The sequence below is a fragment of the Xanthomonas hortorum pv. pelargonii genome, assembly GCF_024499015.1.
Taxonomy (GTDB): Bacteria; Pseudomonadota; Gammaproteobacteria; order Xanthomonadales; family Xanthomonadaceae; genus Xanthomonas; species Xanthomonas hortorum_B.
Window position 1 is genome coordinate 1,256,005 of sequence record NZ_CP098604.1, and the last position, 21,538, is coordinate 1,277,542.

Below are 21,538 nucleotides of genomic sequence, written 5' to 3' on the forward strand. Positions count from 1 at the left end.
ACCGAGCCGAGGAGCCAGTCCCCGGCCGCGCTGCCGCCCTTACCGAAGCCGGCAACTAACACGGCGCGCCTGGACGTACCCTCACCCCAACCCCTCTCCCGGCGGGAGAGGGGTGTCCAACCTTGTGGCGTGGTCGCTCGGCGGCACGCACACCAGTGGCGCGCAAGCTGTGCCTTCTCGCCCCCAGGGAGAGCGGCTTATCGATTTGCCACGAACTGTCAGTTGCTAATTGCCAGTATCAGCGGATCCTCGACTGCGACTGACGTTGTGCGGCTTCACGCCGTGGTGCTGTACCCGGCCGTCCAGGCTCGCTAGGCTGGCGGCATGCCTTCCAATCTCGACTTCATTCCCTTGCACCTGTGCGTGCTGACGGTGTCCGACAGCCGCAGCCTGGCCGATGACCGCTCCGGCGATTATCTGGTCGAGGCCCTCACTCACGACGGTCACCTGCTGCACGAACGCGCGTTATGCCCGGACGACCGTTACCGCATGCGCGCGATCGTCTCGAACTGGATAGCCGATGCGCAGGTCGACGGCATCCTGATCACCGGCGGCACCGGCTTCACCGGCCGTGACAGCACGCCGGAGGCGATCACACCGTTGCTGGACAAGACCATGCCCGGATTTGGCGAATTGTTTCGCGCCATCAGCGTGGAAGAAATCGGCACCTCGTCGCTGCAGTCGCGCGCATTCGCAGGCCTGGCCAATCACAGCTTCGTGTTCTGCCTGCCCGGCTCCACCTCGGCCTGCCGCACGGCGTGGGAAAAGATCGTGCGTGCACAACTGGATGCGCGCACCAAGCCCTGCAATCTGGCGACACTGCGTCCACGTCTGGGCGAATAGCCTGCGCGCCTCCATCGCTGTTGGAACGCGCATGTCGCACCTGAAACGCAAGGCCTACAAAAAACTGCTGGCACCGCTGCAGCTTGAACTGGTCAACATGGCGCGCTGGCTGCGGCATACCAACCAGCGCGCACTGGTGCTGGTGGAAGGCCGCGATACCGCCGGCAAGGGCGGCGTGATCCAGACCATCGCCAGCCATCTCAATCCACGCCAATGCCGGGTGGTAGCGTTGCCGACACCCAATGATCGCGAAAGCACGCAGTGGTATTTCCAGCGCTATGTGGCGCATCTGCCGGCGGCCGGCGAGTTGGTGCTGATGGATCGCAGCTGGTACAACCGCGCCGGCGTGGAACGGGTGATGGGCTACTGCACCGACGCCCAATACGAGGCGTTTCTTGAACAGGCGCCGCGCTTCGAACAACTGCTGGTCGACGACGGTATTTTGCTGTTCAAGTACTGGCTGTGCGTGGATCAGGCCGAGCAGGAACAGCGCTTCGCCGAACGCCACGAAGATCCGCTCAAGGGCTGGAAACTGTCGCCGGTGGATCTGCAGTCACGCAGCAAGTACGACGACTACACCGCTGCACGCGAGCGCATGCTTGAGGTGACGCATACGCCGGACGCACCGTGGACGCTGGTGGAGTTCAACGACCAGAAGCTGGGCCGATTGAGCCTGATCCGCGACCTGCTGCATCGGCTGCCGGACACCGCGGTGCCCGAAGAAAAAGTGCAGCTGCCGCCGTTGGACGGCAAACCGCACAAGGAACGTTATGGCGTGCTGGAACCGATCGACGATTACGCCGGCCAGTCCTGAGAGAGTTCGTCGCTGGCAGCGGTGGCACGCGGTAATGGATACAGGCCGGCCTGACGTTCGGCCTGTTCGGCCTGCAGCACCAACTGGCTCAGGCGCTGACTGAACAGCTGCATGAAACCGCGGTGCAGCGGACGCATCGCTTCGATGTAATCCACATCATCGGCCTGTGCCCCGAGCGGGCTGCACGAGGACAGCAAGACTTCGTCCAGGCGTAGCGCGCTGTCGGGCAGACGCACCAGTGCGGCGCGACGTAACCAGTCGCGCATGCCCTGGCGGTATTCGTCGGCCAGGATGTAGGCCACTTCGACCTGATCCAGGTCCACGTCCGGATTCCACGCCAGCACCTGGATGACCTGCGAACGCTCGTCCAGCATGCGGCTTTCAGCGACCAGACCGTGCAGTTGCTGTAGCAAACGCCACTGCACGCCGGCGGCCTCGCGCTGCGGCGTCGGCATGGTCTCGATGGCCAGCGCCAATCGGCGTGCGAACAACGCCGGCACGTCGGCCAGCACGATCGGGCCGGCATCGGCGCCGAGCAGGAAGCGCTCGGTACGCAGCGTGGCGGTATCGGGCAGATAGCCGTCCTGCAGCGGGCGGGTGACGCCGTGATCGAGCAGGGACAGCACCACATCCAGCCAGTAGCGACGCTCCTGCTGCAGCGCGCGGTTGGCGCTGGCGTTCTGCCAGGCCGGGCGCACATCGTCCAGACGGGCGATGCAGGTCTGCGCGTCCAGGTTGTCCCACGGCGCGCGGGTGGCGTCGTTGGGATCGAAGTTTTCCACGCTGAGCATGCCGCCGCCGAAACGGTGCCAGGCCGCGCCACGCTGGGTATCGGCCGGGTCAGGCTTGGGCGCGGAGAGCGGCGCAGCGTTAGCCGGGCGCAGCAAGGCGGCGTAGGCGTCCGTCCACGAATCGGGCAGGCGTGCAGACATGGGATAGCTGGCCGAAGACGCCTGGCCCAGGCCGTCGCGCGCCAGCCGCAGGCTCCACAGCACCGCGCCAATCACGATGCCGCCGAAGATCCAGGCCAGCAGCCAGCTCGTAGCCGCCTGCTCGGGTTGCAGCACGCGGGTCTGCGGTTGCAGGAACAACAACCAGCCGCTGCCCAGCAGCACGCCGAGATACAACCACGGCGCGAGCTGCGTCAGTTGACGGTTGCTGCGGTGTGCAGGCGACACGTGCCTTTCATTGCGGTCTTGAGATGGAGCGGCCATACATTCCCCCTGCACGCTGTGATCGCGTTGAGGAGGTTATCGGCGAGGCCATGCAAGTCTGTTGCCCTGCTCCAACGGCGAATGCTCAGCCAGTTACAAAGTCTTCAGTCGGCGGCATCGCGCAAGGCGTGCGCGTCACGGTCGCGACCTTGGCCGCTGGCGGGCCCTGCCAGAGCCAGGTTTCCAGCGCGTTCAACGCGGCATCGGTACCGGCGGCGATCACCTCCACGCTGCCGTCCGCCTGATTGCGCGCATGTCCGCGCACGCCCAGTGCAAGCGCTCGTTCGCGGGTGGAGGCGCGGAACCACACGCCCTGCACCACCCCGGTGACGACGAAGCGCGCCGCCTGCATCAGCCGGCCTTGCCGGTGATGCCCACGGCGGTTTCGATATCGCGCGCGGTGACCGGGCCGAGGAACTGTTTGGCCACCTTGCCATCCGGACCGATCAGATAGGTCATCGGCAAGCCGCGCGGCGTGGCGAAGTCCTGTGGCGGCTGGTAGGGGTCGAGAATGGCCACCGGATACGACACCGGGTGATCTTTCAGAAACGCCTGCATGTCGGCGCTGGTGATGTCTTCGTAGGCCAGGCCCACCACTTCGATGCTGTCGCGCATGGTGTGCAGCGCCGAGAGCTCCGGCATCTCCTTCAGGCACGGTGCGCACCAGGTGGCCCAGAAATTGACCACCACCCACTTGCCGCGATGCGCGGCCAGGTCGTAGGCCTCGCCGGTCACGGTGGGCAGCGACAACTTCGGCATCTCGGCGGTCTGCTGCACCACCGAGGTATCGGGCGCAGCTGCCGGGTCGGCGGCTGCGGCAGGTTTGTCCGGCGCCTGGGGGGTCGCTGCAGGCGCAGTGCCGGTGTCGGCGGCGGGGGCGCCCTCGCCGGTGGGCTTGCAGGCGGTCATCAACAACAGCGGCAACAGCAGCGCACAGGCGCCGCACACAAGGCGCAAGGTCATGGAAGATCTCCGGGAAGATGGGTGTAGAGGTCGCCGACCGGTTGCGCCAGCACGCTACGCAGCGGTTGACGCAATTGCTCCAACGCAGCGGCGGCAGCCTGGCCGTAGGCATCGTCGCGACACGGCAACGGGCGGTCTTCGATCGGCACGCGCAGTTGGCAGCTTTCGTAGAGTTCGGCCAGCGGCACTACGTCCAGATCGCGCGCCAGCAGCCATTGGCCGCGTTCGTCGCGGCGCAGTAGGCGGATGCGTTTGAGCTCGCACAGCAGCTCCTGCATCAGCGTGTCGGTGAGCATGGGTTCCAGCGCCAGGATGCGGTCTTCGTCGAGCCCGTTGCCGTGGATACGCGCCTGGCGGAAGCGGCCCAGCAAGCGCAGCAGACCATAGATCTCGAAGCCCGGTGGCAGCCGCATGGCTTCGGGTTGATAGCGGAACGCCGCCATCGACGAGGCCAACGACGCGCCCAGCAACACCGACACCCAGCTCAGATAGATCCACAACAGCAGGATCGGCAGCGCCGACAGCGCGCCGTAGATGCGTTGATAGGTCTGGAAATTGCCAAGGTAAAAACCGAAGCCCCACTTGACGATTTCCATCAGGATCACCGCCAGCAGCGCGCCCGGCAGCGCATGTCGCAGGCGCACCGCATGCTGCGGCACCACACGGTAGATCAGCACGATGCAAACGAATTCCACCGCCATCGGCGCCAGCCGCCAGGCGAATTCGGCCAGCCACTGGCCTTCGGTGGTGCGGAACAGCGGCAGCGCGAATACATACGCGGCCATTGCCATCGAGGCGGCGGCCAGCATCGTACCCAGGGTCAGCACGGTCCAATAAATCAAAAACCGCGTCACCTTGGGCCGCGCGGCAGCCACGCGCCAGATGCTGTTGAAGGTCTGCTCGATGCTGTGCAGGGTGATCAGCAACGAGGCCACCAGCGCGACCATACCGGCCACGGTGAACTTGCCCAGATCTTCCAGCGAGCGGTTGAGATAGTTCTGCACCGAGCGCGCCGCACCGGGCACGAAGTTGTTGAAGATGAAATCGGTGAGCGCGTCCTTCCACTCGTTGAAGGCCGGAAACGCCGACAGCACCCCGAACACCACGATCGCCAGCGGCACCAGCGCAAACACCGTGGTGTAGGCAAGCGACGCGGCGGCCTGGAACAGGCGGTCATCGAGAAAGCGACGCCACAGGAAGCGGCCGAAACTGACCGTCCGCGCGCGGTCGCGCAGACGTTCTTTCCATTGGTGGAGTTTGTTCACACGCGACATCGCGCAAGGGTACCCGATGCGCCGTCATCGCGGCCTTGTCGCACCTGCGGCGTGCAGCCCGACCACGCCATCGCCGATACTGCGGCAACTCACACAAGCGGTAGATGCGCGATGGCGGAGATTCTGGTGCTGTATTACAGCCGTGGCGGTTCGGTGGCGCGGCTGGCGCGGCAGATCGCGCGCGGCATCGGCGAGGTGCCCGGCATGAGCGCGCGGCTGCGCACGGTACCGCCGGTGGCGGCGGTGACCCAAACCAGCGCCCCGCCGGTGCCGGACGATGGCGCGCCGTATGTCGACAAGGCCGATCTGGCCGACTGCAGCGGCTTGCTGCTGGGCAGCCCGACCCGCTTCGGCAACATGGCCGCGCCGATGAAGCATTTTCTCGACAGCCTGGGCGCCGAATGGGCCAGTGGCACCCTGGCTGGCAAACCGGCAGGCGTGTTCACCTCTACCGCCTCGATGCACGGCGGCCAGGAGTCCACGCTGTTGTCGATGCAGTTGCCGCTGTTGCATCACGGCTGCCTGATCGTCGGCATCCCGTTTACCGAAGCTGCGCTGAGCCACACCACCAGCGGCGGCACGCCTTATGGCGCCAGCCATGTGTCCGGCGCCGACGGCGACCCGCAACCCAGCGAGGACGAAGCCCTGCTGGCGCGTGCGCTCGGCCGCCGGGTCGCCGATATCGCGCGGCGGCTGGCCAGCCCATGAGCCTGCGCGCCCTGCATTGGCTGCTGACCGCCGCACTGCTGGCGCTGGCGGTGGTGTTCGTGGTCTGGTTTCACGACGACCGCCATCGCACCGCGGCGCTGCTGGTATTCGCATTGCCGCCGGCGCTGTTGGCCGCGCTGGCGCTGCGCAGTGCGCGCGCGCGGTTCTGGGCGGGGGTGTTCGCGCTGGGCTGGTTCAGTCATGGCGTGATGGCGGCCTGGAGCCAGCCGCAAGCGCGTGGGCTGGCGTGGCTGGAATTGCTGCTGGCCCTGCTGGTGGTGGCGCTGGTCAGCGGCCCCGGCGTGGCGGCGCGGTTCGGCAAGCGGCGCGCGGCGCGCTAGCCCAACGTCCTGCAGCGCGCGCGCCGGGGTCGTATCATGACGACCCTCGCGCGTTTTATACCGCGCCGATGCTGCGTCGCCCGCCTGCTTCATCGCAGCATGGGACGTCTCGTTTGCATCTCACACTGCATCACCCGCTTTAAGGATTCCCAGCAATGGAAGACCTCCTGATCGTCACCACCGGTGGCACGATCGACAAGATCTACTTCGACGACAAATCGGACTACCAGATCGGCGACCCGCAGATCGGCCAGATCCTCAAGGAACTGGGCGTGACCTTCCGCTTTTCGGTGATCCCGATCATCCGCAAGGATTCGCTGCACATCAACGCTGCCGACCGCGAGCTGGTGCGCGCCACCATCGCCGCCCAGCCGACGCGCCATGTGTTGATCACCCACGGCACCGATTCGATGGTGGAAACCGGCAAGGTGCTGCAATCGATCGCCGACAAGACCATCGTGATGACCGGCGCGCTCAACCCGGCGCGCTTCCGCGGCTCGGATGCCGAATTCAACATCGGCTGCGCAGTCGGCGCAGTGCAGTCGCTGCCGGCCGGTGTGTATATCGCCATGAACGGGCGCATCTGGAATCCGGAAAACGTGCGCAAGAACGTCGCCGCCAACCGCTTCGAGCCGGTCTGAGGCAATGAGCAAGGCCACTCGCGCAACCGGCGCATTGGACGCAGCCGGCGTGGCCTATGTGTTGCATCCCTACGCATACCAGGCCGATGCCGACGCGAAGGGATTACAGGCTGCACACGCGTTGGGACTGGCGCCGCATACGGTGCTGAAAACGCTGATGGCCTGGGTCGACGACCAGGCCGTGTGCGTGGTGATCCCGTGCGATCGCCGGGTGTCGTTGAAGAAATTGGCCAACGCATACGGCGGCAAGTCGGCGCGCATGATGGAGGTGGCCGATGCGCAACGTCGAACCGGTTACAAGGTCGGCGGCATCAGCCCGCTCGGGCAACAACGCCCGGCGCCTGTGCTGATCGAAGCCACCGCGCTGGATGCACCATCGCTGTGGATCAACGCCGGGCAACGCGGTTTGCTGCTGGAATTGCGGGGCGACCAGCTGTTGCACGCACTGGCTGGGCGCGCCTGCCTGCTGTGCGAGTGAGCGCCTAGACCACGATGCCGGGCGCGCCGGTCGGTGCGCGCGTCCGACACTGAGAATCCAGGGCCTACCGTGTGCATCGCAGTCGACCACTGCGACCACTGCGACCTCTGGTCGACGTCGCAGCGCACGTCCACGTGCGCTGACCAGTGCTCGCGATCCAGAAATCTCGGCATCTGGCCGGTGCGGCAACACCACCGCGCCGGGATCGCTCAATACGCCGCAGTGACGCTGACCGCAGAAAAGCCCAGCGTCGCCTTCAAGCGCACGTAATAGATGCCCGCCGCGGGCGCGGCCAGCGTGCAGCTGTCGCCATTGCCCGGCAGCATGCTGCGGCAGCTGTAGGCCGCATCGGTGGGCAGCGCACCCGCCCGCACGGAGAGGTCGGCATTGCCGCTGCCACCGGCAAGCGTCACTTTGAGCGAGCGCGTGCCGGCCGGCACGTTGACCTGGTAATACAGCGAATCGGAGAGCGCCGCGCTCAGCCCGGTGCGTGCCACATTCCTGGTCAAGGTGGTCGAATCGATCACCGCCGTCACCGCGCCATCGGCATTCACCAGCCCTGCCCCGCAGCCCTGGGTGCAGGCGACCGGCAGTGGCCGTGCGCTGCTCTTGAGCAGGGCCTTCACCGTTGCCGGGGTAAGCGGATTCAGTGCCACCGACTGCATCAACGCCACCACGCCTGCCACATGCGGCGCCGCCATCGAGGTGCCGCTGCATACCGCATACGCCGCGTTGCCCGGTACCGTGGTGCCGGTATTGAGCGTGGACACGATCGATTGCCCGGGCGCGGCGATATCCACGCCCTTACCGAAGTTGGAGAAGCTGGCCTTGGCGCCGGACGAGGTGGTGGCCGCCACCGCGATCACGTTCGGGCAGTTGGCCGGTACGCTGGTGGAGACATCCATATTGCTGTTGCCGGCGGCCACCACCACCGCGCTGCCGCGCGTCACCGCAGCGGTGATGGCATTGCTCAACGTCGTCGAGCACGTGCCGGAGCCGCCCAGCGACAGATTGATCACCGTGGCCGGGTTCGGATTGTTCGGCACGCCGTTCACCTTGCCGCCCGACGCCCACACGATCGCATCGGCGATATCGGACATGTAGCCGCCGCATCGCCCCAGCACGCGCAGCGGCAGGATCTTGGCATTGAAGGCGGTGCCGACAACACCCACCGCGTTGTTGCCCACCGCCGCCACGACGCCCGCCACATGCGTGCCATGCCAGCTGGAATTGGAGGCCGATGCGCCGGGCCCGCATTCGTTGGCCGCCGCCCAGTCGCCCTGGTCGGCGGCAGTCGCATCGCGCGCATTGCCGTCGCGCGCGATTGCAGGGTCGATAATGAAGTCGTAGCCGGGCAATACGTTGGCCGCGAGGTCCGGATGGTTGGTGATGCCGGTGTCGATCACCGCCACCACGATGCCCTTGCCGGTGGAACGGTCCCAGGCCGGGCGCACGTTGAGGCTGGCGGCGGTCGCGCCCATCGCCCACTGCTGCGGTACGCCCGGGTCGTTGGGCACCAGCAACGGCCGCATCAGGATATCTACTTCCACGCGTTTAACGGCCGGGTCGGCGGCAAGGCGCCGCATCAGGCTTTCCGAATCCACGCGGTCCAGCTTGCGGTCGGCCACCAGCAGCATCGGGCCGGTACTGAGCCGGCGCGTGGCCGACAGACCTAGCGCACGTCCGCGCGCTTCCGGCACGGCACGCGCGATGTCGCGCCAGGGCGCAGACAGGCCGGTCGCCCGGCTGCTGCCGACGCGGTCCTTGTAGCTGACGATGAAGCGCTGATGGGTGCTGCTGGAGCTCAACCCTTGCAGATTGACCTCGCCAGCGGCGGCATGAAACGTGCATGACAATGCGCAGACGAACGCCGCGCGGCGCAGTGCGCCAACTGAGTGATACGACATGAATCCATCCCTCCCCAAAGATCTGGCAACCCGGATGGCAACGCGCTAACGCCACTGCAATGCGCCCTGCCCCATGCGTGGGCATGCATACCGCCGTGCCTCACGTGGGGTGGCTATCGGCGTGCCCCACGCGGCACTGAAGCGGCCAACCTGCACTGGCGAACGCTTCGTTCAGCCATTGCGCTGCCTCGCAGCCGGGCAATCGCCGATGCCCGAACGCACACTGCCCCGCCGAAGCGGGGCAGTGCAGGTTTCTAAACCCCGACAGTGCAGTCGGGGCAGACCCGACGTGATGCCGGCAACAACACCGGCATCGGCGTCGTCGGCGCAGCGTTACGGGGTCTGGCTGACCGCGCCAGCCGCGTTGACGATGCCCGCACCGCAACCGCCCGAGCAGGCGCCCGGCAGCGGACGCGCGGTGTTCTTCAACAAGGTCTCCACCGCCGCCGGGGTCAACGGACGGGTCGCTGCCGACTGCACCAGCGCCACCACGCCGGCCACATGCGGGGCCGCCATCGAAGTGCCGTTGTAGGAGGCGTAGCTGGCGCTGCCCGGCGTGGTGGTACCGCTGTTGAGCGTGGACAGGATCGCCGAGCCCGGGCCGGAGATGTCGATGGTGGTGCCGAAGTTGGAGAAGCTCGAACGTGCGCCAGCCGAAGTGATGGACGCCACCGAGATCACGTTGGCGCAGCTGGCCGGGGTGAAGTTGGCCACGTTGGCGTTGCTGTTGCCGGCCGCCACCACCACGGTGGTGCCGCGCGAGACCGCACCGTTGATGGCGTTCTGGTAGGTGCTGGAACACGTGCCGTTGCCGCCCAGCGACATGTTGATCACTTCAGCCGGATTGGCATTGGCCGGAACGCCCGAGACCGTACCGCCGGAAGCCCAGACGATCGCATCGGCGATGTCGGAGGTGGTGCCGCCACACAGGCCCAGCGCACGGATCGGCACGATGCGCGCGTTGAACGCGGTGCCGGCCACGCCGGTGCTGTTGTTGGTGACGGCGGCAATCGTGCCGGCCACGTGGGTGCCGTGCCAGCTGGAATTGGCGGCCGCCACGCCGGTCCCGCACTGATTGGCAGCGCGCCAGTCGCCCTGGTCGGCGGCATTGTTGTCACGGCCGTTGTTGTCGCGCGCCCGCGCCGCGTCGCTGATGAAGTCGTAACCCGGCAGCACGTTGGCGTTGAGGTCCGGATGGCTGGTGATGCCGGTGTCGATCACTGCGACCACCACGCCGGTACCGGTGGCGGTATCCCAGGCCGGACGCACGTTGATACTCGATGCGGTGGTGCCGAAGCCCCACTGTTCGGATAGACGCGTGTCGTTCGGGGTCAGCGTCGGGTACATGATCTGGTCGACTTCCACGTACTCCACGCCCGGGTCGGCAGCGATCCGGCGCATCAGCGTCTCGGCCTCGGCGCGGTCCAGGCTACGGGTGGTCTTGAGCACTTCCGACCCCAGCGCGGTACGACGCACATGGTTCAGGCCCAGCGTACGGCCGGCGCGTGCCGGCACCGCACTGGCAACGGAATTGAGCGATGCGCGCATCGAGGTCGGGCTCACCGACGCACTGCTGCCATCCCGGTATTTGACGATGAAACGGTCCAGCGTGGGCTGCGAATCCAGCCCGGACAGATTCACCTGACCGGCGAACGCCGGCACGGCCAGCAGCGAGGTCAGCGCGGAAACACCCAGGACCACCAGCGCGCGCGCAGGCGCACGACGTTGCGACACATTGGACATCGATCGTTCCTTAATTATGAGAGGTGCCGCAGTTGCGGCGAGATGGCCAGACCCTCACCGCGCACTGCGGATCGGGTCGGGAATTGCACGGGCGCGTACACCCGCTGAGACGATTGGCCGATGTCCATTCCGGCCGAGTGGCAACACATCCCCTGCGCCTGCCGATATGGCAGACGTGGGCGATACATCGCTGATGGGGTACCGCGGCTGCGGGCCGGCACTGCCTGACAACGGCCAGGCAGTGCCGACGCGGGCCTCAGTAACTGGCTCTCAGGGTCACACCGGAGAACGTGCTGTAAGCCTTGACGCGCACGTAGTAGGTGCCCGAGGGCGCGCTGATGGTGCAGGTCTCGGCATTGCCGCTGCGGTACGGGCGGCAGGTATAGGTGCTGTCGGTCGGTGCACTGCCGGCACGCACGTACAGGTCCGCATCGCCGCTGCCGCCGCTGATCGCCACGGTCAGCGTGCCGCTGCCGGCCGGAACCGCGATGGTGTAGTTGAGCTCCGCGCCGGTGGAAGCGCCCAGGCCGGTGACCGGGGTGCCGTTGGTCAGCGTGTTGCCGGTCCCGCCACCGCCACCACCGTTGCTGCCACTGATGGCTGCCGTCACTGCGGCATCGGCATTGACGATGCCGGCACCGCAACCGCCCGAACAGGCACCAGTCAGCGCACGTGCAGTGTTCTTCAGCAAGGTCTCCACCGCTGCCGGCGTCAACGCGGTCGGCGCAACCGACTGCACCAGCGCGACTACACCGGCCACATGCGGCGCTGCCATCGAGGTGCCGTTATAAGAGGCGTAGCTGGCACTGCCCGGGGTGGTGGTACCGCTATTGAGCGTGGACAGAATGCCCGAACCCGGCGCGGACACATCGATCCCGGTGCCAAAGTTGGAATAGCTGGCCTTGGCGCCGGCCGAGGTCGTGGCCGCCACTGCAACCACGTTGGCGCAGTTGGCCGGCAACGAGCCGGAGACGTTGGCCGAATCGTTGCCGGCCGCCACCACCACGGTGGTGCCGCGCGAGACCGCGCCGTTGATCGCGTTCTGCAGGGTGGACGAACAGGCGCCGCCGCCGCCGAGCGACATGTTGATGACTTCGGCCGGATTGGCGTTGGCCGGAATGCCACTGACCGTGCCGCCCGAGGCCCAGACGATGCCGTCGGAGATATCCGACAACGAGCCACCGCACTTGGCCAGCACCCGCACCGGCACGACTTTGGCGTTGTAGGCGGTACCGGCCACGCCGGTGCTGTTGTTGGTCACTGCCGCAACCGTGCCGGCCACATGGGTGCCATGCCAGCTGGAATTGGAGGCCGGAATGCCGGTGCCGCATTCGTTGGCGGCATACCAATCGCCTTCGTCGGCCGGGTTGCTGTCGCGGCCATTGCCGTCACGCGCGGCGGTGGCGTCGCTGACGAAGTCGTAGCCGGGCAGGATGTTGGCGTTGAGGTCGGCATGGGTGGTGATGCCGGTGTCGATCACCGCCACCACCACGCCGGTGCCGGTGGCCTTGTCCCAGGCCGGGCGGATGTTGAGGCCGGCGTTGGTGGTGCCGAAGCCCCACTGCTCGGACAGGCGGGTGTCGTTCGGGGTCAGCGTGGCATGCAGGATCTGATCGACTTCCACGCTCTGCACGTTGGGGTCGGCGGCCAGCTGGCGCATCAGGGTTTCCGCTTCCTGACGGTCCAGCGCGCGGGTGGATTGGACCAGCTCCGGTCCCAGCGCCAGGCGGCGCACCGAGTTCAAGCCCAGTGCCTTGCCGGCCTTGGCCGGAACCGCGCGTGCAGCGTCTCGCAGCGAAGTGCTCAAGGCGGTGGGGCTGGCCAGCGCGTTGCTGCCGTCCTTGTAGGTCACGATGAATTTCTGATGCGTCTGTGCGGTGGCCAGGCCGTCTAAGTAAACCTCGCCTGCGAAGGCCGGCGTTGCCAGCAGCAGCGAGGTGAGTGCCGACACACCCAGGATGCGGAGCGCATGGTGACGCAGACGAAACGTCTCGTTGAGCATTGAATTCCCTTCCAGTCAAGAGAACCGCCGAAGCGGTGTTTCCGGAAACGCCGCCTTTGGCGAAGATCCGGAGTCCCGGATCGCCCCTGTTATCGATCCGTTCAGCGAACCTATACCAACTAAACCAGACTGGACAATACGAAGTTGGTAATTTTAGAAATAAAATTACGGTTCTGTGACATTAATCACAGGTAATTCATGCTGAATTCGACCCGATTCCTGTCGAAATCCTCCCTTTTGTTGTCTCGCAAACAAAAAAGGGCCCCGCACTGACATGCGGGGGCCCTTTTTTGACGAAATGTGTCGGCTTACGACAAACGCACCAACCACCCATGGCGGTCAGGGATACGCCCGTACTGGATATCGGTGAGTTCCTGGCGCAGCGACATGGTCACCTCGCCGGCCGGCGCGGACAGATCGCCGACCGCAAAGCCATCGCCCTTCAGCTCGCCGATCGGGGTGACTACCGCCGCAGTGCCGCAGGCAAACACTTCGGTGATCTCGCCCGACGCTACGCCCTGCTTCCATTCGTCGATGGCGACCTTGCGCTCGATCACCTGCATGCCGCGGTCGCGGGCCAGTTGCAGGATGCTGTCGCGGGTGATGCCTTCCAGAATGCTGCCGGACAATTCCGGCGTCACCAACGTGCCGTCCTTGTAGACCAGGAACACGTTCATGCCACCCAGTTCTTCGATGTATTTGCCTTCCACCGGATCCAGGAACAGCACCTGCGAGCAGCCCTGCGCATAGGCTTTCTGCTGCGGCAGCAGCGAGGCGGCGTAGTTACCGCCGCACTTGGCCGCACCGGTGCCGCCCTTGGCCGCACGCGCGTACTCGGTGGACAACCAGATCGACACCGGCGCCACGCCCTTGGCGAAATAAGGACCGGCGGGACTTGCGATGACGTAGTACGAGGCCTTGTGCGCCGCACGCACGCCCAGGAAGGCCTCGTCGGCGATCATGAACGGGCGGAAATACAGGCTGGTTTCCGGGGCTGACGGCACCCAGCTGGCATCCACCGCCACCAGCTGGCGCAGCGATTCGACAAACAGGTCAACCGGCAGTTCCGGCAGCGCCAGCCGGCGCGCCGAGCGCTGCAGGCGTTCGCCATTGGACTGCGGGCGGAAGGTCCAGATCGAGCCGTCGGCATGCCGGTAGGCCTTGATGCCTTCGAAGATCTCCTGGCCGTAATGCAGCACCGAGGCGGCCGGATCCAGCTGCAGCGGGCCATACGCGCGCACCTGCGCGTCGTGCCAACCGAGCTCGTTGGTCCAGGAAATGGCGACCATGTGGTCGGTGAAGTGCAGCCCGAAGCCGGGCGCGGCCAGGATCACGGACAGCTCGTCGGCACTGCGCGGCGACGGGGAACGGGTGGAAGCGAAGGACACGGACACCGGAAGTTTCCTGTATGGCGGGCGAAAGGACGCGGCGCCACCTCTTCGACATGGCGCCTGACGATCAGAGCATGCCGGTCTCGAGACGGGCCGCTTCGGACATCATATGCCGGCCCCACGGCGGGTCGAAGACCAGCTCGACATCGGCCTCGGCGATGGTCGGAATCATCTCGACCTTGCTGCGCACGTCGTCGACCAGGATCTCGCCCATGCCGCAACCGGGCGCGGTGAGGGTCATCTTGACGTCCACCCGGCGCTGATCGTCTTCTTCGCGATGGCTGATCACCGCCTCGTAGACCAGGCCCAGATCGACGATATTGAACGGAATTTCGGGGTCGAAGCAGGTGCGCAGCTGCTGCCACACCAGCGCTTCCACCTCTTCATCGCTAGCATTGGCGGGCAATTCCAGCCCCGGCGGGGCCTCCTTGCCGATCGCATCGCCATCCTTGCCGGCAATGCGAAACAGATTGCCTTCGACAAAGACGGTATAGCTGCCGCCCAGCGCCTGGGTGATATAGCCGTAACTGCCTGCGGGCAGGGTCACCGAATCGCCCTGCGGCACCATGACGGCATCGCAATCGCGTTCGAACTGGACGGGTTCGCTGCTACGGGAATACATGGGCTGGATATGGGGCCGCGGCGGATGCGCGCAAGTCGGCCATTCTAGCCGACCACGGCGATGCCGCTGCCGGTCGTGCCGCCGACGCTGCATTCCATATGAAACACAGTCATCTGCAGCCACCGTCGCTCACACCGGCAGTGCAGCGCAAAACGCGCCACGCGCTCTATCATGTGCGCACTGTCAGGAGCTCCAATGCCGCCCACCACCGCGTCCGCCAGAACCGCCCACTGGCTCTGGCCCCCGCTCCTGCTGCTGGGATGCGTCACCGCCCTCATTGCCTGGATGCTTATCGCCCTTGCGCTTGGTCATCAGGCCGGCTGGATGGCGCTGCTGGTCGCGCTGGAAGTGGCCTGGATGCTGCGCCTGGGCACGTTGCGCGCCGGCAGTGTGCGCATCGGCATTACCTTGGTGGCCACGGTCCTGGTGATCGTCGGTGCCAACTGGGGCATTGCGTCCGCACAGCTTGGCGGCTCGCTGGGACTGGACCCATGGACCTCGGCGCAGAAGATGGGCGCCGGCCTGGCCTGGACCTTGTTGCAGCTGGCCAATAGCGGTTTCGACCTGGCCTGTTATCTCGCGGCGCTGGTGCTGGGCTGGTGGGCAGCGCGCTGAGCAGCTGAGATCAGCGGGTTTTGACTGCCGGATCGACGGCAGCGCTAGCCAGCGGCGACGAGGTGGCCGATCTCCGCCCGCGCCGCCACGGCCGGTGAAAGACAGCACACGGCTGATCGCCTCTTCGCATCGTCTGGTGCACGGCGTGCGTACGGCCGCCCATCCGCGCGGCGACAGCGCGCAGGCGTGTCAACCGAATCCACCCTCGCCCGTTGACGTTGTATCGTCTCCGCGGAAGCTACGCTGTGCTGGTGGGAACCCCTTTCGATCCGCAGCTCTCTCCACCGGCCGTCACTGCGCCCGTGTCGCTGGATGCCTTTCTGGCCGGCATCGGTCCGCGTGCGTTCCGTTTTGCCGAGGCCGGCCTGCGTCACCGCGAAGACGCGCTGGATGCGGTGCAGGACGCCATGGTGAAGCTGCTCGGTTACCGCGAGCGCCCGGCCGCCGAATGGACGCCGCTGTTCTGGAGCATCCTGCGTAGCCGCATCATCGACCTGCAGCGGCGGCGTACCTTCCGCCTGAAATTCTGGGCGCCGGCCGAACGTTCCGACGACGAAGGCACCATCGACTGGGCAGACCCCGGCACCGGTCCGGTCGACCAACAGCAACACCAGCAGGCCTACCAGCGCCTGGTCGAGGCCCTGCGCAGCCTGCCGGCGCGCCAGCGCGAAGCGTTCACGCTGCGCGTGCTGGAAGAGCTGGACGTGGCCACCACCGCCAAGGCGATGGGCTGCTCCGAAGGCTCGGTCAAAACCCATCTGTCGCGTGCGCGCGACGCGTTGCAAAAACAGTTCGAGGATTTCCTGTGAACCGCTCCCACGATCCGGCCCGGTTCGACGCGCAACTACGTCAACTGCACACCGCCGCGCTCACCAGCCTGCCGCCGCAGACCCTTGCACGACTGCGCCAGGCACGTCACGCAACTGCGCCCTCGCGCAACCGTCGCGGTTACTGGTTATTGGCGACCGCGTGTTCGGGGTTGCTGGCGATCGGCATCGGCCTGCAACTGCGTCCGGGCGAATCGGCACCCTCAGGCACCGCCGGGACCCAGGCGATCGCCAGCACCACCACCGATACCGACGACATGCTGACCCAGAACCCGGACCTGTACGTCTGGCTCGGGTCCGACACCGCATTGGCCATGGAATAAGCACGATGACCCGCACCACCCGCCTGCTATTGACCCTGCTGCTGTGCGCCGGGCCCTGCGCGTCGCTGTTGGCCCAGGCACCTCCGCCGGGCCCGCCGGGGCCGCCACCCTCCTCCGATGGCCCCGGCCCGCGTGGTCCGGGACCGCGCGAGGCGGAGACGCCGATGCCCGAGTGGGAAAAACTGACCCAGCAGCAGCGCCAGGTGCTGATCAATGCGCTGCGCGAACGCTGGAACGAGGTGCCCGAAGAGCGCCCGCGCATGTATCGCCACGCACGCCGCTGGCTGGACGCGACCCCCGAACAGCGCAAGCAGGCCAAGGCCGGCATGGACCGTTTCCGCAACATGAGTCCCGAGCAGCGCCGCGAAGCCAAGGCCTTGTTCGAACGCATGCGCACGCTCAACCAGCAAGAACGCAATGCGCTGCAGCAACGCTGGCAGAAGATGAGCCCGGCCGAACGCAGCGCCTGGCTGCGCGAGCATCCGCCGGTAGACGATTGAGCGACAGCTGACGATTGAGCGATATCGCAGGCGATCCCGCGTGCCGTCGTGTGGGCTGATTCACGTATCAGGCAGCAAAGCGGATCGACGACGCGATCCGGTCATGAGAGCGCCAATCGCGCGCAATCAGGGCATCAGCACCGCTTGCAGCAGCGGCGCGAGCACCTGTTCGGGTGCAAATGCGAGCAGCCCGGCGTGCTTGCGGTCGATCGCCAGCGAGGCATACCCATGCACCGTGCTCCAGGCCAGCAGCGTGCGTTGCTCCAGCACCTCGGCACTCGGGGCGCTGCCGTGCCGCGCGATCCACTGCATCCGCAGCGTCTCGCGCAGGCAGGCCATCGCCGCTTCACTGGCATGCAACAGTCTGGGCAAGCTGCGCGAGCGCAGATCCAGCCCCAGCATCAGCCGGAAATGCTGCGGAAACGCGCTGGCGAAGCGGATATAGCCCAGCCCGCATCCCAATAGCGGATCGGCCAGTTCCTGCTGGGTCGCGAGAATCTGATCGAGCATGCGCTCGTAGCCATCGGCGGCCAGTTCCGACAGCAGCCCGTCGAGCGAGCCGAAATGGTGCGCCGGCGCGGCATGCGAGACACCGGCGCGGCGCGCGCACTCGCGCAGGGTCAACCCGCGCGCACCGGCCTCGCCCAACAGTTCCCACCCCGCGCGCCGCAACGCAGCCGGCAGATCGCCATGGTGATACGCAGCAGGCACGGATGATTGCGACATGGGCAACTTCGTTTGCAGAGACCTCAGTGGAGCAGATCATCTTGACGCTGACAAGATGGACTGGGCAGACTCATGTATATCTTGTCGACGACAAGATCCATACGACGTCGCCCACTCCAAGGATCTCGCCATGTCCTCGTCCATCGCCAAATTGCGTGCGCGCCTGCTGCGCGGCGTGCTGGCCAGCGCCAGTCGGCTGGCCCCCGGCCCGACCGGTCGGTTTCTGGCTCGCCGCTTCGTGACCCCGGCAGCGGCCGGCCGCCGGCAGGCCGCCGGACTCGCCGCTCAGTTGCCCGATGCGCATCGCCAGAATCTGCGCATCGATGGCGTCGACATTGCCGTTTACCGGTGGGGCGACCCGGCGCAGCAGCCGTATGTGCTGCTGTCGCATGGCTGGGCCAGTTACGGGCTGCGCTTTGCGGCATGGGTGCCGCAGTTGCGGGCGCTCGGCTATGCGGTGGTGGCGTTCGATCAGGCCGCACATGGCTTGAGCGGCGGCAGGATCAGCAACATGCCGCATTTCGTGCGGATTTTGCGCGACATCGGCGGTCCCCACGGTCGCCCGGCCGTCTTTATCGGCCATTCCCTGGGCGCGGCAGCGGCGGTCTTTGCCGATGACCCCGCGTGGCGGCCGGCACGCTATGTCCTGATCGCCCCGCTGCTGGCACCGGCGCAGAGTGCGCAGCGCCAGTTCCGCGCATTCGGCATCGCACCCGGCACGTTCGCACCGTTTGAAAATTGGTTGCATCAGCTGACCGGGAAGCGCTTCGCCGATTTCGACGCAACGCCGCGCCTGCCGCACTTCGGTGACCGCCCGGCGCTGATCATTCACGACCGCCGCGACCGCGAAACCCCCTGGGAAGAAGGCGCACGTTTTGCGGCGCTCTGGCCGGGCGCGCGACTGGTCAGTACCGAAGGACTGGGCCACAACCGCATGGTCGACCACGCTTCGGTGATCGATCAGGCGTTGCAGTTCATCGGCCCGGCATCGCCCTGATCCAGACCGCAAGGGCACGCACATCGCGAGCGTGCCGGCCTGTTTGAATTGACTGAACCACCTGGCGATCGGTCGCCAGCTGGATGCGGATGGAACGCTTGGAACCGCCGCGTACCGGTGGCCTTGCCGCATCGCGTAATGGCCGCGCACACCTGGCGGCGCGTGGAGGTGCCTTGATCGCGGCTCTCAGTGCACGGTGCCGTTATGCAGCGGATCCAGGCGGTCGATCACGCCCTGCATCGCGCTGTCGAAGGCGCCGTCGTTGATATGTTCGCGCAGGCGGCCCAGCCGCACCATCACCGCCAGTTCTTCCGGCGAGGCGACGCAAAAACGCACGCCGCGGCGGTTGACGAACAGCAGGCGTTGCGAGATCGGACTCACCCAGGACAGCTTGCCGGCCTGCACCTTGCCGTCCTTGTCGACAAAGTCCAGCCAGGTGCCGATATCCATCGCGCGAAAACGCGTGGCGTCGGCGCTGTCGATGCTCTGCGCCACCGCTTCGGCGCCCAGCACCACATTGATGCTTTCTGCGGCCGGCGGCGGCAGGTTGACCTGCGGCAAGTCGGGCAGCGACTTTTCCAGTTCAGGGCGCGCTTCGGCAATCGCCTGCAAGGTGTCGTGCAGCGCACTGATCGCCACCACCACCGCATCGCCATGCAGGCCGATGCTGGCGAACACGCGATACAGCGCCGGCTGCCAGACCTGCAGCCACGGCTTGCCGACGATATGGCGACGCGCCTCGGCCAGTTCTTCCAGTACGCCATCGGCCAGCGCCAGCGCTTCGACGGTGCCGGGACCTTCGTCGCCGTCGCGCAGGATCGCCATGGTCAGGTGATGCAGCCAGGGCTGGCGCAGGAAATCTTCCACCGCCTTGGGCAATGGCGCGCCGGCCAGCACGCGTTGCTCCAGTTCGAACAACGCGCGGCTGCGTGCCAGTTCGAGTTTCTCCTGGCCACGCTGGGTTTCGGTGGCACGGCGCTCGGCGATCTCCACCCGGCGCCGGTGCTGCGACAGGAAGTCGCGGAATTCTTCTTCCAGGGTCTGAAAGATCGCCAGGTTCTCGTTGAATTCGGCGACCAGGCGGTCGACGATTTCCTCGACCTTGCCCATCAGCACGCGTTCGGCCGCGCTGTCGCCGTTATTGCCTTCGCAGGCCTCGGCCAGCGAGTTGAGCAGGCGCCGCGCGGGATGGGTCTTCTGCACGAACATCTTGCGATCCAGCAGCGCGACCTTGACGAACGGCACCACCAGCCGGCCGATCATCTCGCGCGAGCGATTTTCAAGATCGCGCTCGTCCAGCATCACATCGAACAGCATGCCGACCAGATCGATCGCATCTTCGTCCATCGGGTCGAGTTTTGCGGTGGCCGGGTCCACGCCCAGCCGCGTGGCGCTGGACAGCACTTCGTTCTTCAATCGCTGCGCCAGTGATTCGTTGTCATCGCCGATGGACGCGCCCAGCGTCCCGCTCGGCGTGGCCTGCAGCAGCGACAGCACCGACATCATTTCGCGCTGGCTCAGGGGGCGTTGCTGGCCCACCGCCACCGTTGCCGCAGACGCGGCGCTGTCGCGCACGCTACGCGTCTGCTGCAGCAATTCGTGCAGCGCTTCAAGCAACATGCCCTGGCTACCGCCGGGGTGATCGCCATCGCCGTCCATCCCACCTGCGCTGCCGCCGCCATCGGTATGACCGCGCTGGGTGGCGGCCTGCATGCGGCCGCGGCTATGCGCCCAGCGGTCCAGAAAACGGTTGGCCCAGGCCGGTGCGTATTGGTCGTTCTGATCGTCGCCGCCCATCTCGGCAGCCGCGCCCTGCCCCTGGCCATCGGGCCGCGCGCGCTCTTCGGGCGTCTCGCCGCGCGGCTGCGCGCGGGGCGGCTGACGCTTGGGTGGCGACATTTCCGGCATGACGCCGGCCTTGAGCAGGGTTTCGTCCAGGCGCGCGTACAACTTGCCGATCGGCTCGGCCAAGTCGCGCTCGCATAGCTTGATCAGCACCAGGCGCACTTCCGGCGCCAGGTCGCAGATGGCGAAGGCTTCGTGGATGGCCACGCCCAGGTGTTCCGGGCCGATCGGGTTGGTATCGGCCACCAGTTCCAGGCCGCCGGCGATCCAGCCCAGGCGGCGGTCCACCCGCGCCAGGACCTGTTTGAAGTCGCGCAGCAGCACGGTGGCCAGATTGCGCACTGCCAGCCGCGATTCCAGCACATGTTCGGGCACCAGGCTCAGCGGGCCGGTGCCGATTTCGCCAGCCAGCACCACTTCGGCCGACAGCGGCATGCCCAGTACCAGTGCCTGCCAGCCGTCTTCCAGCTGTTGGCGAAAGCGCTCGGCCACGTCGTCGCGTTTGCGACGCAGCTCGCGCATGCCATCGAGAAACAGCAACTGCGAGGTGCCCGCAGATTCGGCGCGATCGAACAGCACATCGTCGAAATGTGCGACTGCAGCGGCAAATACCTGCGCAATTGCCGGCACGAACGCGGCATGCGCCTGTTCAAGCAAGCGTTGGTCACGGCCCGGGTGTCCCGACGGACTGGGCTGAAAAGTCATGCGCAAAGGCTCCCCGCCCCTGCAGGCGTGAAAATATTCAAACAAGAAAAAACGGACGC

The 21,538-nt window shown here is 66.4% G+C and carries 22 protein-coding genes; 11 read left to right on the forward strand and 11 right to left on the reverse strand.

Features of this window, described 5'->3' with window-relative positions; all coding sequences use genetic code 11:
• Window positions 1–324: 324 nt before the first annotated feature.
• Both moaB and ppk2 read left to right on the forward strand, forming a co-directional pair.
• Window positions 325–843, forward strand: coding sequence for a molybdenum cofactor biosynthesis protein B (gene moaB, locus NDY25_RS05600; RefSeq protein ID WP_023902806.1), 519 nt, complete (start codon window positions 325–327; stop codon window positions 841–843).
• 31 nt (window positions 844–874) lie between these two features.
• Window positions 875–1,657, forward strand: coding sequence for a polyphosphate kinase 2 (gene ppk2 / locus NDY25_RS05605; RefSeq protein ID WP_168956986.1), 783 nt, complete (start codon window positions 875–877; stop codon window positions 1,655–1,657).
• Here the strand turns inward: ppk2 and NDY25_RS05610 are convergent.
• The 4 genes from NDY25_RS05610 to NDY25_RS05625 all read right to left on the reverse strand — a co-directional run bounded on the left by NDY25_RS05610 (window position 1,639) and on the right by NDY25_RS05625 (window position 5,108).
• A complete protein-coding gene (locus tag NDY25_RS05610; protein ID WP_168956987.1) occupies window positions 1,639–2,871 on the reverse strand; it encodes a hypothetical protein in 1,233 nt (410 codons plus the stop codon). The genes ppk2 and NDY25_RS05610 overlap by 19 nt on opposite strands.
• An 85-nt stretch (window positions 2,872–2,956) precedes the next feature.
• On the reverse strand, window positions 2,957–3,223 hold the full coding sequence (locus NDY25_RS05615; RefSeq protein ID WP_168956988.1) for an acylphosphatase: 267 nt from the start codon (window positions 3,221–3,223) through the stop codon (window positions 2,957–2,959).
• Window positions 3,223–3,834 carry a TlpA family protein disulfide reductase gene (locus NDY25_RS05620; RefSeq protein WP_168956989.1) on the reverse strand — a complete coding sequence of 204 codons (612 nt, stop codon included), beginning with the start codon at window positions 3,832–3,834 and terminating at the stop codon, window positions 3,223–3,225. The genes NDY25_RS05615 and NDY25_RS05620 overlap by 1 nt, the downstream gene beginning before the upstream one ends.
• Window positions 3,831–5,108 carry a YihY family inner membrane protein gene (locus NDY25_RS05625; RefSeq protein WP_168956990.1) on the reverse strand — a complete coding sequence of 426 codons (1,278 nt, stop codon included), beginning with the start codon at window positions 5,106–5,108 and terminating at the stop codon, window positions 3,831–3,833. The genes NDY25_RS05620 and NDY25_RS05625 overlap by 4 nt, the downstream gene beginning before the upstream one ends.
• Before the next feature lie 111 nt (window positions 5,109–5,219).
• Here NDY25_RS05625 and wrbA point away from each other — a divergent pair, with 111 nt between their 5' ends.
• The 4 genes from wrbA (at window position 5,220) to ybaK (ending at window position 7,276) form a co-directional block, all read left to right on the forward strand.
• Window positions 5,220–5,816 (forward strand): NAD(P)H:quinone oxidoreductase, encoded by a 597-nt coding sequence (wrbA, locus tag NDY25_RS05630; RefSeq protein ID WP_168956991.1) that lies wholly within the window; start codon window positions 5,220–5,222, stop codon window positions 5,814–5,816.
• On the forward strand, window positions 5,813–6,157 hold the full coding sequence (locus NDY25_RS05635) for a DUF2069 domain-containing protein (protein WP_023902799.1): 345 nt from the start codon (window positions 5,813–5,815) through the stop codon (window positions 6,155–6,157). The genes wrbA and NDY25_RS05635 overlap by 4 nt, the downstream gene beginning before the upstream one ends.
• Window positions 6,158–6,312: 155 nt before the next feature.
• Entirely contained in the window at window positions 6,313–6,798 is a 486-nt protein-coding gene (locus tag NDY25_RS05640) for an asparaginase domain-containing protein (protein WP_168956992.1), read from the forward strand.
• A 4-nt stretch (window positions 6,799–6,802) separates the two neighbouring features.
• The gene (gene ybaK, locus NDY25_RS05645) at window positions 6,803–7,276 is read left to right on the forward strand and encodes a Cys-tRNA(Pro) deacylase (RefSeq protein ID WP_168956993.1); all 474 of its coding nucleotides are present in this window, start codon (window positions 6,803–6,805) and stop codon (window positions 7,274–7,276) included.
• 209 nt (window positions 7,277–7,485) lie between these two features.
• Here ybaK and NDY25_RS05650 read toward each other — a convergent pair whose 3' ends face one another.
• The 5 genes from NDY25_RS05650 to sufT all read right to left on the reverse strand — a co-directional run bounded on the left by NDY25_RS05650 (window position 7,486) and on the right by sufT (window position 14,941).
• Window positions 7,486–9,183, reverse strand: coding sequence for a S8 family peptidase (locus tag NDY25_RS05650; protein WP_256627831.1), 1,698 nt, complete (start codon window positions 9,181–9,183; stop codon window positions 7,486–7,488).
• A gap of 333 nt (window positions 9,184–9,516) precedes the next feature.
• On the reverse strand, window positions 9,517–10,926 hold the full coding sequence (locus tag NDY25_RS05655; RefSeq protein WP_168956995.1) for a S8 family peptidase: 1,410 nt from the start codon (window positions 10,924–10,926) through the stop codon (window positions 9,517–9,519).
• Between the two features lie 256 nt (window positions 10,927–11,182).
• On the reverse strand, window positions 11,183–12,928 hold the full coding sequence (locus tag NDY25_RS05660) for a S8 family peptidase (protein ID WP_168956996.1): 1,746 nt from the start codon (window positions 12,926–12,928) through the stop codon (window positions 11,183–11,185).
• Window positions 12,929–13,236: 308 nt separating this feature from the next.
• Window positions 13,237–14,322 (reverse strand): branched-chain amino acid aminotransferase, encoded by a 1,086-nt coding sequence (locus tag NDY25_RS05665; protein WP_168956997.1) that lies wholly within the window; start codon window positions 14,320–14,322, stop codon window positions 13,237–13,239.
• Between the two features lie 64 nt (window positions 14,323–14,386).
• Window positions 14,387–14,941 carry a putative Fe-S cluster assembly protein SufT gene (gene sufT, locus NDY25_RS05670; protein WP_006451756.1) on the reverse strand — a complete coding sequence of 185 codons (555 nt, stop codon included), beginning with the start codon at window positions 14,939–14,941 and terminating at the stop codon, window positions 14,387–14,389.
• Between the two features lie 195 nt (window positions 14,942–15,136).
• Between sufT and NDY25_RS05675 the strand changes: the two genes are divergently transcribed.
• The 4 genes from NDY25_RS05675 to NDY25_RS05690 all read left to right on the forward strand — a co-directional run bounded on the left by NDY25_RS05675 (window position 15,137) and on the right by NDY25_RS05690 (window position 17,206).
• Complete coding sequence (locus NDY25_RS05675) at window positions 15,137–15,556, forward strand: hypothetical protein (protein ID WP_043909879.1); 420 nt, start codon at window positions 15,137–15,139, stop codon at window positions 15,554–15,556.
• 245 nt (window positions 15,557–15,801) lie between these two features.
• Complete coding sequence (locus NDY25_RS05680; RefSeq protein ID WP_074058743.1) at window positions 15,802–16,365, forward strand: RNA polymerase sigma factor; 564 nt, start codon at window positions 15,802–15,804, stop codon at window positions 16,363–16,365.
• Window positions 16,362–16,706 (forward strand): hypothetical protein, encoded by a 345-nt coding sequence (locus NDY25_RS05685; RefSeq protein WP_006451760.1) that lies wholly within the window; start codon window positions 16,362–16,364, stop codon window positions 16,704–16,706. The genes NDY25_RS05680 and NDY25_RS05685 overlap by 4 nt, the downstream gene beginning before the upstream one ends.
• Window positions 16,707–16,711: 5 nt before the next feature.
• The gene (locus NDY25_RS05690) at window positions 16,712–17,206 is read left to right on the forward strand and encodes a DUF3106 domain-containing protein (protein ID WP_256627832.1); all 495 of its coding nucleotides are present in this window, start codon (window positions 16,712–16,714) and stop codon (window positions 17,204–17,206) included.
• 126 nt (window positions 17,207–17,332) lie between these two features.
• Here the strand turns inward: NDY25_RS05690 and NDY25_RS05695 are convergent, their stop codons facing one another.
• Complete coding sequence (locus NDY25_RS05695) at window positions 17,333–17,932, reverse strand: TetR/AcrR family transcriptional regulator (protein ID WP_023902788.1); 600 nt, start codon at window positions 17,930–17,932, stop codon at window positions 17,333–17,335.
• Window positions 17,933–18,062: 130 nt separating this feature from the next.
• On the opposite strand from NDY25_RS05695, the gene NDY25_RS05700 reads away from it, so the two are divergent.
• Complete coding sequence (locus NDY25_RS05700; protein WP_168956999.1) at window positions 18,063–18,929, forward strand: alpha/beta hydrolase; 867 nt, start codon at window positions 18,063–18,065, stop codon at window positions 18,927–18,929.
• A 186-nt stretch (window positions 18,930–19,115) separates the two neighbouring features.
• Here NDY25_RS05700 and NDY25_RS05705 read toward each other — a convergent pair whose 3' ends face one another.
• Entirely contained in the window at window positions 19,116–21,479 is a 2,364-nt protein-coding gene (locus tag NDY25_RS05705; protein ID WP_168957000.1) for a DUF1631 domain-containing protein, read from the reverse strand.
• Window positions 21,480–21,538 lie beyond the last annotated feature (59 nt).

Coding starts and splice junctions, on each gene's coding strand:
- moaB (WP_023902806.1), top strand. CDS start 325: ATGCCTTCCAATCTCGACTTCATTCCCTTGCACCTGTGCGTGCTGACG.
- ppk2 (WP_168956986.1), top strand. CDS start 875: ATGTCGCACCTGAAACGCAAGGCCTACAAAAAACTGCTGGCACCGCTG.
- NDY25_RS05610 (WP_168956987.1), bottom strand. CDS start 2,871: ATGGCCGCTCCATCTCAAGACCGCAATGAAAGGCACGTGTCGCCTGCA.
- NDY25_RS05615 (WP_168956988.1), bottom strand. CDS start 3,223: ATGCAGGCGGCGCGCTTCGTCGTCACCGGGGTGGTGCAGGGCGTGTGG.
- NDY25_RS05620 (WP_168956989.1), bottom strand. CDS start 3,834: ATGACCTTGCGCCTTGTGTGCGGCGCCTGTGCGCTGCTGTTGCCGCTG.
- NDY25_RS05625 (WP_168956990.1), bottom strand. CDS start 5,108: ATGTCGCGTGTGAACAAACTCCACCAATGGAAAGAACGTCTGCGCGAC.
- wrbA (WP_168956991.1), top strand. CDS start 5,220: ATGGCGGAGATTCTGGTGCTGTATTACAGCCGTGGCGGTTCGGTGGCG.
- NDY25_RS05635 (WP_023902799.1), top strand. CDS start 5,813: ATGAGCCTGCGCGCCCTGCATTGGCTGCTGACCGCCGCACTGCTGGCG.
- NDY25_RS05640 (WP_168956992.1), top strand. CDS start 6,313: ATGGAAGACCTCCTGATCGTCACCACCGGTGGCACGATCGACAAGATC.
- ybaK (WP_168956993.1), top strand. CDS start 6,803: ATGAGCAAGGCCACTCGCGCAACCGGCGCATTGGACGCAGCCGGCGTG.
- NDY25_RS05650 (WP_256627831.1), bottom strand. CDS start 9,183: ATGTCGTATCACTCAGTTGGCGCACTGCGCCGCGCGGCGTTCGTCTGC.
- NDY25_RS05655 (WP_168956995.1), bottom strand. CDS start 10,926: ATGTCCAATGTGTCGCAACGTCGTGCGCCTGCGCGCGCGCTGGTGGTC.
- NDY25_RS05660 (WP_168956996.1), bottom strand. CDS start 12,928: ATGCTCAACGAGACGTTTCGTCTGCGTCACCATGCGCTCCGCATCCTG.
- sufT (WP_006451756.1), bottom strand. CDS start 14,941: ATGTATTCCCGTAGCAGCGAACCCGTCCAGTTCGAACGCGATTGCGAT.
- NDY25_RS05675 (WP_043909879.1), top strand. CDS start 15,137: ATGCCGCCCACCACCGCGTCCGCCAGAACCGCCCACTGGCTCTGGCCC.
- NDY25_RS05690 (WP_256627832.1), top strand. CDS start 16,712: ATGACCCGCACCACCCGCCTGCTATTGACCCTGCTGCTGTGCGCCGGG.
- NDY25_RS05695 (WP_023902788.1), bottom strand. CDS start 17,932: ATGTCGCAATCATCCGTGCCTGCTGCGTATCACCATGGCGATCTGCCG.
- NDY25_RS05700 (WP_168956999.1), top strand. CDS start 18,063: ATGTCCTCGTCCATCGCCAAATTGCGTGCGCGCCTGCTGCGCGGCGTG.
- NDY25_RS05705 (WP_168957000.1), bottom strand. CDS start 21,479: ATGACTTTTCAGCCCAGTCCGTCGGGACACCCGGGCCGTGACCAACGC.